The following is an 11,187-nucleotide window of genomic DNA, read 5'->3' on the forward strand; positions in this document are numbered from 1 at the left end:
TAATTGCTTTCTAGAAAATGTTTTATGAGACAGAATCGAGGGATTAGGAGGCCCCCGGAAACCGCTCTCCGGATCAGCGAGCGGATACTATTCTCTATTTTCTGGAGACTATTCTACTCGTCACCGCCGATCCCGTACTTCCGGAGCCGATAGAGGAGGACGTGGCGCGGAATGCCGAGGTACCTCGCCGTGCGGGACTTGTTCCCCTCGAACTTGCGAAGCGCCCTCTCGATGACGTCCTTCTCGAGACCGCGGAGGGGGAGCGAGTCCTCGGGAAGAGCGCGGAGAGGCGAGGCCGCCGCATCATCGCTCGGAACTCGGTCCGTCCGTCCGTAGTCCGGGAGGTCGGCGAGCCGGAGCGCGTTCTCCTTTCGAAGGAGCACCATCCTTCGGCAGAGGTTGGCGAGCTCGCGGACGTTTCCTCTCCACGGAAGACGCGCGAGGTGCGCGAGAAGATCCGGTTCGGTCGAGACCGGCGCGCTCGAGGCGAACTCCTGGGCGAAGTGCTTCCAGAGGACCGGGATGTCCTCGGGCCGCTCGCGGAGCGCCGGCACGCGGATCGGGATGACGTTTAATCGATAAAACAAATCCTCCCGGAAGCTCCCATCGCCGACCGCCTTCTCGATATCGCGGTTCGTCGCCGCGACGAGGCGGACATCGACCTCGATCGGTCCGCCGCCTCCGAGCATGTCCACCTCCCCCGCTTCGAGAACGCGAAGGAGCTTCGCCTGGAGGTCGATCGAGAGCTCTGCGATCTCGTCGAGGAAGAGCGTCCCGCCCGATGCGGCCTGGAACTTCCCCGGCTTGTCGCGCGTCGCGCCGGTGAACGCGCCGCGCCGGTGCCCGAAGAGCTCCGACTCGACGAGGTCGCGCGGAAGAGCGCCGCAGTTCACCGCGACGAGCCGCTTCTCCCCGCGATCCGAGCGTTGATGGAGAAGGCGCGCGAGAAGCTCCTTGCCGGTGCCGCTCTCGCCGGTGAGAAGAACGGTGGCGTCGGTCGGAGCGACCCGCTCGATCGCATCGACGACCGCGCGCATCGCCTCGGAGACGAAGACGAGTGGCGGCGCGGCCGAACGTCGCTCGATCCGCGCGCGAAGATCGCGGTTCTCGGCGACGAGACGCGAGCGCTCGAGCGCGTTTCGCACGACGACGCGAAGCTCGTCCCGATTGTAAGGCTTCGTAAGATAGTGGAAGGCGCCCCGCTTCATCGCCTCCACCGCCTGCTCAATCTTGCCGAACGCGGTGAGGACGATCACCGGCGTCTCGCTCCCCTCCTCGCGGATCGCGGAGAGGAGCTTCATCCCGTCCATCCGGGGCATCTTGAGATCGGCGATGACGAGGTCGGGGCGTCCCTCGCGGAAGCGCTCGAGCCCCTCGATCCCGTCCACCGCTTCCTCGACGACGTGGCCGTCCTCGCGGAGCGAGAAGGCGAGCACCCCACGAAGGCTCTTGTCGTCGTCGACGAGAAGAATGCGGCTCAAGCGGCTCCTCCTTGGCCCGGCAAACGACCCGATTCACTATGCATAATAGTCTACACCAGACGAAGAACAGGACAATGGTCACGAAGAGGAGGGACACCATACCTATTTCCTGCGAAGGGATGGACCCTGGACGCAGTTCCACGCGGGAAATCAGCTACTCCTCTGCGGATGGATGCGATCCCGCTTCTTTCGTGGACAACATACCCAATGGGGCCCTTCGGGAGCGATGACGCGATCGGTCGCATGCTTGCTCGCGCACCTGAAGGGGGGCGGAATCGAGAACGGGCGCTCTTCCCGATCGGAACGAGCGTCAGGCCCCCGATGCGATGAGGGCGATGAACAACACGAGACCCAAGATCCCGACGAGACCTCCGAGCATCCCGCCGAGGAACGAGGGTCCAGCTCCGGTGCCTTCCTTCGGAGGCGGGGGCGGCGCCTCTCCCCGAACGAGCGATTCGCACGCGGCACGAAGCTCGGCGGAATGCTGCGCATACGCGGTGCCGGGATAGGTCTCGACGACTTGCCCGAAGCAGACGGCTGCGAGGTCGTACTGCCGCTCCGTCATCATCCGAAGACCCGTCTCGAAGAGCGCCTTCGCCGTCGTGGAATCGAACGGCGATGACGGCGCGATCGGTTGCGGCTCCGGCGCCGACGGCCGTGCAGCCAGAGACTCGGCGGTCGCCTCCGCCGGGGGCGCGAGGAGAGGAAGCGGCAGCTTCTTCCCGCAAGTTCCGCAGAACTTCCCCTCCACCGGCGTCTCGGCACCGCAGAAGGGGCAGAGGATCGTCTCACCCGAGGCGGCCGTCGCACGAGCGGAAAGCACGGGAACAAGAAGAACGATTGCCACAAGAACAATCAAGCTCACAAGCGATCCTTTCTTGCCTTTCATCCGCGCGCACCTCATCGTTCGATCGCGGCTACCGACGAACGCCGGACAGATCGAGAAGCAGGGTGACGTTCGCCTGGATGCTCGCGTCCGCGATTCCAACGAAATCACTCCGGTAGCGAACCCCCGTGTCCGTGACCAGCCACCTCGTGAAGAAGAACCGGACACCGAAGACTCCGACCCAAACGGTCTCGATGTCCTCCTCGTCGTTCGCAGCCCCCGCCTGGAACCGATACGAGGGAAGGCCCTCGACCTCCGCCAAGAAGAAGGCGTTCGGATTCGCGCGAACGAGAAAGCCGCCGAACGGAGCCCAGAGATTGCGGCGAAGCTCCCCCTCGTTCGGATCGGCGAACGACCATCCGTGCGGGTCGCGCACTCGAACATCGGTGAGGCCGACGCCCGCGTGTAGACCCACCGGACCGATCTGCTTCGACGACACCGCATAGAGCTTGGTGAGTCGCGTCTCGCAATCAACGGTATCCACGGATCCCTCGAGTCGCTGCCAGTTCGTCGTCCCCCGGAGCGCGAGCGCCAAGGCGGGAAGAGTCCTCCGCTCGCGGAGCAAGCGGACTCGGAACGCCGACGTCGGGAAGCTCGACGACCCCTGCCGAAGGGCGTTGATAACCGACTGCGAGGCGACCTCGATGTCCGCGACGTCGCCGAGACCAAGGCCGAGACGCCCGAAGAGGCTTCGCTCCTTCTCCACTCCGAGCGCTCCGCCGCCGGTGGAGTACACCCTGAGAGAGCCGAGCACCTCTGCCGTCGGGATGTTGAAGAGTCTCGGGAGGTTCACGGGGTTCGACTCGAGAATCTTCGTGATGCCGGGAGCGTTCTTCTTCCTCTCCGGCTTCCCGCTTTCCGGCGCCGGATCGACGCCCATCCCATCCACCGATCGACTCGAGGGGATTTCGCCCGCGCGGATCTCGTCCCGAATCGCGGCGGCTTTTTCCTCGTCGAGGGAGCCGCCGCACTGGATGCAAAAGCGCTGGACCCAACTGTTCCGGAGTTTGCACGCGGAGCAATCAACGCTGTCCGGATGATCGTCCTCCGCGAACGCCCAGCCGTGCGCGAAGAGGAGCAGAAGCGCGGCGAAAACAGCCATCGCCGCCGACGATCGAACGAAGCGTCTCATCGAATCGCCCTCCCTCCGAACAGATCGGTTGATTCCACTCTACACCGGCCCACGACGACCGTCCACGGATCAATTGTCGAGGAAGCGAGATTCGCCCGCCGGAAGCTCGATCACGATCCGCGCGCCTCTCCCCTCTCGGTTCGACGCGCGGATCCGCCCGCCGTGCGACTCGACGATCCGGTGCGAGATCGCGAGGCCGAGCCCGGTCCCCTCGTCCTTCGTCGTGAAGAAGGGGGTGAAGAGGTTCTCGAGCGCTTCGCGCGAGAAGCCGGGACCGTCGTCCTCCACGACGATCTCGATCCGGCCCGATTCCTTGATGTGCGAAGCGAACACGTCCACCCGTCCTCCCTCGCCCGACGCCTGGAGCGCGTTGAGGAGCACGTTGAGAAGCACCTGCCGGATCTGCTCCGGATCTCCCTTCACGCGCGGCAGGGGCCCCTCCGGCTCCCGAAAGCGGATCGGCGTCTCGTCATCGTCGTCCCTTCGCCCGCGAAGGAGCGCGATCACCTCGGCGATCCCCTCGAGTGGATCGAGATCCCTCTCCTTCATCGGGAGCGGCTTCGCGAACGAGAGGAAGCGCGTGAGGACGCCGTTCAGGCGGACCGCCTCCCGGACGAGCGTGCCCAGAAGATCGCGCTTCGGATGGCCCGCGGGAAAGTCATCCGCGAGAAGCTCGGCGGACGCCTTGATCGACGTGAGCGGGTTTCGGATCTCGTGCGCGAGTCCGGCGGAGAGCTTGCCGACCGCGGCGAGCCTCGCCGAACGAATCAACTCCTCTTCCATTCTCTCTTTTTCGCGAAGCGTTTCCTGAAGCGAGTCGGCGGTCTTTCGGAGCCGCTCCTTCGTCGCCGCCTCGCGGCTCACGAGAAGACCGGTCACGCCGCCGACCACGACGTAGAGGACCATCTCCAGAATCTTCTCCGCGGGACGGCCCGGGTCGTGCGTGTAGTGTCCAAACGCGTGCGGCCAGTAGACGACGCAGACCGCGATCGCGGCGAGCGTCCCTCCGCGGACCCCGCCCGCGAACGCAGCGAGGATGATCGGCAGGTAGTACAAACGGCGGTAGATATCGTGCAAACGATGCGCGGACGGATCGGTCGCATAGTGCAGCACCGACACCGCCGCGATCAGCGCCGCGATCGGAAGATAGCGAACCAACGCGCTCCGCATGGGCATTCTCCGGGGCGACGAACAACCGTCTTAACTACTATAGAAGCGGGATCGCGCAAGGCGCCAGGAGAAGTTAGCCGGCCGCGCGGTGCCTCAACCCGGCGTCACGGCTCTTCACTTCGATGGTTTCGGTCTGTCTTCTTCTGGTTTTCGAACTCTCTGCTTCCCCGCTAGCCAACGTGCTTGCCGAGCAGACAGACCTCGAAGACGAGGGGTCTAAGATCATGGAAGTGCCACCGGACGACCGAGGACGGGATCTCCGCATGGCGAATCAACGCGGCCTCAATCTTTCGGTAATTCCCCGGGGATGTGCGCCTAAGATCCCTGGCCATGAGCGCGAGGTACCGCGCGTAGGTGATTGCAGCCTTCCTGTACTCAAGGTTGCCCAGTCTTCTGAGGGCCCGCTCGGGGAGCCACGCCCCGAGATCGTCATTGGTAACGTCCTCCTTCGCGAGAGCCTCCTTGTTGATCCACGCGTTGTCCCAAACCGGAAAGAGCTCGGGATATAGTAGATGGAGGATCTTCGACCCGAGCATCGGCGAGTCGCTCCCCTTCGCCCGCGACAACCGTCCGACCGCACGGGACATGAAGAAGAGCGCGTCGGCGTATTCCGGGTTGCGCACCCCAGCCTTTGCCAGGTCGCGGGCGGACTGGATACCGACTTCGCCCATCTGCTTCTGGAATCCGGTCGCCACCTTCGAAATCTCCCTCATGAGGCGCTTGTGGACGGACGCTTCGCTTCGGGGGCGGAACGCCTGCCACGCCTTGAGCGTATCGAGAATCACGGCGGCGGCCATGCGGGTGTTTCTCCCCGGTTCCCAGACGAGAGGGGAGGGCTCCTCATTGTCCTCCATGCGGCTGCGGATCGAGAGGACGGGGAATTTCTCGCGCAGGTTGCCCGACAGATACCACCCGATCTTCTCCTCGACGGAATTGGCGCGGCGATGCCGGGAATAGCGCCCCGTGTACTTGTTCAGGTTGGCGATGTTGATGATGTCGCCCATGGGGTCTCCTTATTGCTTTCGACTCGGGCGGCACGGGATCCCGGCGATTGTGAGGGTTTGGCCCAGCTCCTTGTTGTCCCAGCGCTTAACCCTGGCGGCGCCGCATAGGAGAAGAGTCACCCCGATGCGGGTGAGATTTGGCCCAACCTCAGCGATTTCGGCTTGCGGACGACAGTCTCCCGGAATCACCAAGAAAACAGAAGTGGAGCCGGATCCGAACATCAGGCGATACCAAAGGAGCTGGCCGATCCCCGAGTAGAGCTGAGGACCGAGATTGGTCTTGATCTCGAAGATCCCCAGCACTCGCCTCCCACGTAGAACAGCCAGATCGGCATTCACGTTGAATGCTGTGTTCAGCCCATTCGGCAGCAACTCCTCGACTTCCTGCTTCAAGAGCTTCTGCATCGGCCCGTGCCGGTACTCCGATTCGGATTCGCTCGCCTGAACGACTCTCTGAATCGCCTTGGGGAAGCGTAGGTCCTCGCGCCAGCCATGGATCGACCTGACGACCGACGCACTCCCGCGGGATCTGAGCCAGCTCTGTTTGAGTGTCGACACCTGATCCGCGAAGTCGGCAATATCTGCCAACAGGTGTCTTCCGACAAGACCGACCGGGATGATCTTGGTTTCGCGATCATCATCCTCCACTGTCTCTAGCCATTTCGCAAAATGCCGATGAATGACGTCTTTCGGAATGACCTTCGGTGTGGCCGTCAGGGCGCGCCCCCTGTGCCCGAGGAGGACCGCACCATCCTCACGCCTGCAGAGGCATCCGTTCACGAGTCTGTTGACCTTACCTGTCGCATCCGGAATGTTCAGTTCCACGGTCGGCACATTCTCGCGTGAAAGGGCGTCGCGCGCCACCAACATCGCCGTTCGATTCCGCCACTTCTGAATGCCAATGGCCAAGGGTAAGTCGTTGAATGACTCCTTGAACCATGTCGGCATGCCTCCCCCTCCTCCGCCGGGGAAGTTCCAACGGCAGGCCCGAGGTTTTCCGAGCTGCCTGGTCAGCTCCGCGCGTATGGCGCGAAGGGCTTGGCGAGTCTGCGCGGCGTTCATGATGACGCGAAGCATGATCAATCTCCCTCCGGGTTCTCCTGGGCGAACCACGATGCAGCCCTCTCCGGAACTTCAACGAGATCGCTCTCTTCGAGATAGTCGTACGCCGCCTCCAGGTACACCATCAGCTGCCAGAGTTGCCTTGACCATTCGTGCGTGAACGTCTCGTTCATAGGCTTCCTTTCCCCAGCAGAACCTCCTCGATCAGCCGTGCAATCTGGTTGGCGTCGAGTCCTCCGCCCGGGTCGTCGCGGGTTTCGATCAGGGTCCCAACCTCTCCGCCGCCCTGCTTCCAGGGCAGAACCCCGTTCCGGGCATACTCCTCGCGCTTCCGTTCCCAGCGTGAGCGATATCCGGGGTCGTCGAGCATGCCCAGGTGCTCCCAGTAGAAGGTGACCCCACGGGCGTGGTCGGTGATCGTGAAGTCGGGATACCGAGTTCGGCCATCCGGTAAGACGAGCGGCTGCTCGTACGCGTACTCGATCCCACGGGCGTGCATCTTGTCCGCGATCACGAGCTCGGACTTGGAACGCACGAGGTCGCCTCGCTCCGTACGATGGATCAGGCCCTCGTCCAGGAACCGCTTCTGTTTCTCGACGGTCACTTCGCGCGGCTGCGGATCGGCGAAGAGGTTCGTCATCCGGCGCGCAATCTCCGAGTGCTCCTCACCAGCGAAGCGACGGAACTCCGCGAGCGGCCCGCGGTGGAGAACGACCAGCCGATTGCGATGTCGCGTGAGAGCGGTATAGAGGAGTTCCCGCGAGAGGAGCCAGCACGGATTGGGCAGAACCACGAAGGTAATGCCGAACTCGCTCCCCTGTGTCTTGTGCACGGTGAGCGCATAGGCGAGTTCCAGGGGCGGTGTCACCTCGTCCCCGAACTCGCTCTTCCAGAATCCGTACTTGTGGCCGAGCTGCCCGGCGAACTCGACCTCGAGTTTCTTGGGCATGCCCTTGAACTTCTTGGTCTTGTACTGTCCGACGACGATCCCGAGATCGCCGTTCGCGATGTACGCCTCGCCGTCCATCTTCGGCCAAACGTCGCGACGGCGCTGGTTCACGATGTTGATCACCTTGTCGCCGTACAGAATCCCCTGCGGGCCGAACGGCTTGGGCACCGGACGACTCCACCCCTCTCGCTCCGCGAACTCGCGCCAGCGACGGCGGTAGCGTTCCTGGATCGCGCGGTTGAGCGCGTCCACCCCTTCCTGGCCCGCGCGAATCGGCGATAGGATCTGCCACTCCGCGACCTTGGAGGCCGCACCCGGGTTGTCGCCGAAGCGGCTCCAGAAGAAAGCGCGATCGAAATCCTTGTACTTCGAGCCGCCGAGCGATACCTCGAAGCCGAGCTCGTCGTCCGGGTCGGAAAGCTCGAGCCCCGTGACCAGCTCATCGAGGATCTTTCTTTGGAGATCCTGGGGATCCGTCCACTGGACGGTCCGAAGATGGTCGGCAGGACCGGCACCCACGGCGTCCCAGACCTCGTCGGAGCCCGGGTCGAGGGAACGACCGCTGAAATGCGAGGCCAGGAGCACGTCGCCGCGTCCCTCGGCAGTCTGCCGGCGGGGAACGGTCAGCTCGGCGTAATTCGGGGCACATCTCGGGAAGAGCGCTTCCACCCCTTCAGGCGCTAGCTCGTTCACAATGTCCACGAACGGTCGACCCGCTCCGATCGGAGGCAGCTGTCTCGGATCGCCGACGAGCACGTATCTCTCGACGTTCGTGCAGGCGTCGAACAGCGCCGCGAGCTGGTCTTCCGTGAGCATCGAGCTTTCATCGACGATCACAGTGCGGAAGTTCCCGCACCGTGGAGCGGTCGGATCGAACGAGTAGGCTCCCGTCTCGCTGTCATATCGGTGATGCGCGATCAGGAACTGGGCGAGCGTCTGGCCGGCACCCCGGAGGCCCGTCTGCTCTTCCAGGCGTACCCGCGCCTTCCCGGTGGGTGCGAGAAGGAGAATGCCCTTCTTATCCACCTCGGGCATGTGACAGAGGGTCTTGAGAAGGGTCGTCTTCCCCGTTCCCGCCGGCCCGACCAGCACGGAGAGCCGCGCCCGAAAGAGCTGCTCGAGTGCCGCCGCCTTCTCCTTTCGAGCGCGCTCCTCGGTCTCGCGCTCCTCGCCCCCCTCCGGCATCGCCTGGGCGAGCCCCTGGTCCACAAGCGCGCACCAGTCGTGCGCCCCCGCGTGCGGTTTCCCCCTCTGCCGCCCGTGGACCTCCCGACGGATGATCTCGCGGCACCCGGCCAACTGGTCGATCTGGTAGGCCGCCTCGCCGGCGCCTGTTGTCGCCCTTTGCACGAACCGCCCGAACGACGACTCGTTCGCCTCCAACACGTTCTCGCCGAGTGGGCATGGCGGTTGGAGTGCGCGCTCGCGAGCGCGCCGAATGACCCAGCTCTGGGGGAGAATCGTGTGCCCCTCATCCGAAGCTTCCTCGAGAAGGTCGACGACGAGGGCTCGCACCCGACGCGGGTCGGACGGATCCTCGACACGGCTCGGCTCGGGGACTGGGAACTCCTCACGAACCGCCTCGTCCGGAAACAGCCCGCGGTCCACGGCGCCGAAGGCGATCGGGTCGCGACTTCGTCGATCGAGCTCGAAGAACTGATAAGGGTTCGCGAGGAAGTCGGCGTCGCTCGCCTCGATGCCCGCGTCTTTGCGCTCGGTCTTGTCGTAGATCCGGAGCGCTTGGTCCTCGCTGATCGCGCAGCGGGCGAGGAGCTCGAGCAGCGCCCGGCGTTCCTTCCCCAAACTGCTCCATCCCTTGCGGAGGCTCGGGGTGAGGAGCTTGGCGGTCGGGCCTTCGAGGCGCTCCGGATCTCGCATCACTGCATCCACGATCTCCCAGGGCATGCCGCCTCTTCGCTCCCGCTCCAACTCGACCTCGTACGCGAGCAGGCTCCCGTGCCGGAAGCCCCATTGGTATCCGAAGGCCGAGAGCGCCGATCCAAGACCGGGAAAAGCCCCGCGCGCCTTCCACAGGCGGTTGAGCTCGGTGTCGATCCAAGCGAGCACGCGGTCCCACGGCCCTTCGATCCGTCCACGGATTCGGTGGAGCGCAGCGGCCGAGGCGACGAGCGACGCAACCGCCCCGTCGTGCGTTAAGTGTTCGGATGTGTACGAGTAGGCGTTGAAGTGCTCGTCCGGAGCGAACGCGACGAACTCTTCCGGGTCGATCCCCTCCCGCTCGGCCAGCGCGAGCGCCTCCTGATACGGGAAGAGAAACCCGTCCTCGAAGCCGGGCCGAACGGAGTGACCGATGTTGCGCTCCCAGAGGACGGATCGGAGAGGAGGATTCTTCACGCTGTAAGCGTACTCGGTCGCCCCGCCGATCGAGAGCACCCGGCCGATGCCAACAATCAGCCGCCGTGACTGCTCCGAGAGCGGGGTGCGCTTCGCGTAAAAGAAACAGAGCGATTCCTCTTCCCGGAGCGCGCCGAAGAAGGTGTCGAGGAGGGCGAGCTGGTTGTCCCGCTCCTGCAGCCAGGCAGTATCGATCTCGGATCCGCTCTTGTCTCGAATATCCGGCTCCCGCTCCGGCACCCAATCGAGGTTCAGCTTCTCCGCGAGGCCGATGTCGCCGTTCTTCGCGTTCCCCTCGACGACCTGGCGGAGCATCCACCGGAAGGGGATGCACGCCGCCGAGTAGGGGGGATGAACGAAACGAGTGGGCTCGAAGTGACTGTGCGTCTCGGGGAAGAACTTGACATAGGGGTGGTTCTTCGTGCGGCTAATCTCGTAGTCGGCCATGAACGAAACCCGCTCATCGACGCAGGGCGGGAAATCGCCGCCGGCCAGCTTGTCGAGCGATTGGCCGGCGCAGCGCGACTCCGTTTCGTCGTTCTTCCCTTCCGCGATCCGGGGAAGAGCGAAGCAGCTCGTGTTCTTCCGGGGATCCGCGCAGACCGTTCCGGTCCAGCCGGCGTCGTGCCAGGGGACGCGGATCGTGATGTGGTGGGATGGCAGCCGCCGGGCGCCGGGGGTGAGGGTTCTCATCGTTTGCTCTTTCGTTTCGCTCCCTTCGCCCCGTACGGTGCTCTCGGCTCGGCGGCCTTGACGGGTCTCTCGTCGGCTTCTTCGGATGGCTTCGCGGTCTGGAACGCCCCCGGCCAGCCGCCGTGGTCCTCGATGACCTCGTCGATCTCCTTCATGAGGCGGATGGTCTCGGAGAGGGCGACGACGATCTTCTGGTAGTGGTCGATGTCGTCCTTTGAGAGCGTGCGGCCCTTGCGGTCCTTGAGCCACTTCTCGCAGACCTGGTAGCCACCGATGTGGAAGTTCCACACGTCCTCGCGCACGCCCTTCAAGCCGACGGTCTGCGCCTTATCGAGCCAGACGGTGTTCTTGGACCAGGAGACCTTCTCGACCTCGGGGTTCCGGCTGCCGATGAACTCGGTGATGGGCTGGTCGAGCCGGGGCGATTCCAGCAGGTGCAGGGCGGTGAGTTCGCC

The 11,187-nt window shown here is 64.2% G+C and carries 9 protein-coding genes; all 9 read right to left on the reverse strand.

Features of this window, described 5'->3' with window-relative positions; all coding sequences use genetic code 11:
* Positions 1-113: 113 nt before the first annotated feature.
* Positions 114-1,481, reverse strand: a complete 1,368-nt coding sequence (locus tag FJY73_08200; GenBank protein ID MBM3320640.1) for a sigma-54-dependent Fis family transcriptional regulator — start codon at positions 1,479-1,481, stop codon at positions 114-116.
* Between the two features lie 310 nt (positions 1,482-1,791).
* Entirely contained in the window at positions 1,792-2,370 is a 579-nt protein-coding gene (locus FJY73_08205; GenBank protein MBM3320641.1) for a zinc ribbon domain-containing protein, read from the reverse strand.
* 28 nt (positions 2,371-2,398) lie between these two features.
* Positions 2,399-3,499 carry a hypothetical protein gene (locus FJY73_08210; protein MBM3320642.1) on the reverse strand — a complete coding sequence of 367 codons (1,101 nt, stop codon included), beginning with the start codon at positions 3,497-3,499 and terminating at the stop codon, positions 2,399-2,401.
* A 69-nt stretch (positions 3,500-3,568) separates the two neighbouring features.
* On the reverse strand, positions 3,569-4,669 hold the full coding sequence (locus FJY73_08215; protein MBM3320643.1) for a sensor histidine kinase: 1,101 nt from the start codon (positions 4,667-4,669) through the stop codon (positions 3,569-3,571).
* 170 nt (positions 4,670-4,839) lie between these two features.
* Positions 4,840-5,673 (reverse strand): hypothetical protein, encoded by an 834-nt coding sequence (locus FJY73_08220; GenBank protein MBM3320644.1) that lies wholly within the window; start codon positions 5,671-5,673, stop codon positions 4,840-4,842.
* Between the two features lie 9 nt (positions 5,674-5,682).
* On the reverse strand, positions 5,683-6,621 hold the full coding sequence (locus FJY73_08225) for a hypothetical protein (protein MBM3320645.1): 939 nt from the start codon (positions 6,619-6,621) through the stop codon (positions 5,683-5,685).
* A gap of 131 nt (positions 6,622-6,752) precedes the next feature.
* Positions 6,753-6,908 carry a hypothetical protein gene (locus tag FJY73_08230; GenBank protein ID MBM3320646.1) on the reverse strand — a complete coding sequence of 52 codons (156 nt, stop codon included), beginning with the start codon at positions 6,906-6,908 and terminating at the stop codon, positions 6,753-6,755.
* Complete coding sequence (locus tag FJY73_08235; GenBank protein ID MBM3320647.1) at positions 6,905-10,732, reverse strand: AAA family ATPase; 3,828 nt, start codon at positions 10,730-10,732, stop codon at positions 6,905-6,907. Before FJY73_08235 ends, FJY73_08230 begins: the two co-directional genes overlap by 4 nt.
* Positions 10,729-11,187, reverse strand: a 459-nt coding sequence (locus FJY73_08240; protein MBM3320648.1) for a hypothetical protein, incomplete at its 5' end; no start/stop codon positions are given. The genes FJY73_08235 and FJY73_08240, both read right to left, overlap by 4 nt.

Source organism: Candidatus Eisenbacteria bacterium (assembly GCA_016867715.1).
Lineage (GTDB): Bacteria > Orphanbacterota > Orphanbacteria > Orphanbacterales > Orphanbacteraceae > VGIW01.